The organism is Streptomyces beijiangensis, assembly GCF_017315755.1.
Taxonomy (GTDB): domain Bacteria; phylum Actinomycetota; class Actinomycetes; order Streptomycetales; family Streptomycetaceae; genus Streptomyces; species Streptomyces beijiangensis.
This window is the reverse complement of record NZ_JAFLRJ010001208.1, coordinates 1-366: the sequence shown is the minus strand read 5'-3', so window position 1 is coordinate 366 and position 366 is coordinate 1. Positions and strand designations below refer to the sequence as shown.

General features: G+C 64.2%; 1 protein-coding gene. It reads right to left on the bottom strand.

Annotated elements, in window-relative coordinates:
- Positions 1-66: 66 nt before the first annotated feature.
- The coding region (locus J0695_RS41200) for an integrase core domain-containing protein (protein WP_242553789.1) at positions 67-366 on the bottom strand (300 nt) is incomplete at its 5' end.

Sequence of the window (366 nt, the reverse complement as noted above, 5' to 3'; positions counted from 1 at the left end):
TACGGCATCACTCCGGCCTCGGTCGGCTGAGCTGCCCCGAGTTTCGTAGAGTCCGGTGCTCTTGTTTCAGGCGGATTGGGGGACTCGTTCCTGGCGCTGCCAGAAGCCGCGTTCGTACTCGGCGGGTGGCACGTAGTCGAGCGCGGAGTGCAGGCGTTCTTCGTTGTACCAGGTGATCCACTGGAAGATCGCCCGTTCGGCCTGGGCGGGGTCCTTCCAGGGGCCCTGCATCTCGATCAGCTCGGCCTTGAAAGTGCCGTTCTGTGCCTCGGCCATGGCATTGTCGTACGAGTCCGCGACGGAACCGACCGACGCGGAGGCGCCGATGTCCGCGAGTCGGTCGGTGTAGCGAATCGACACATGTTG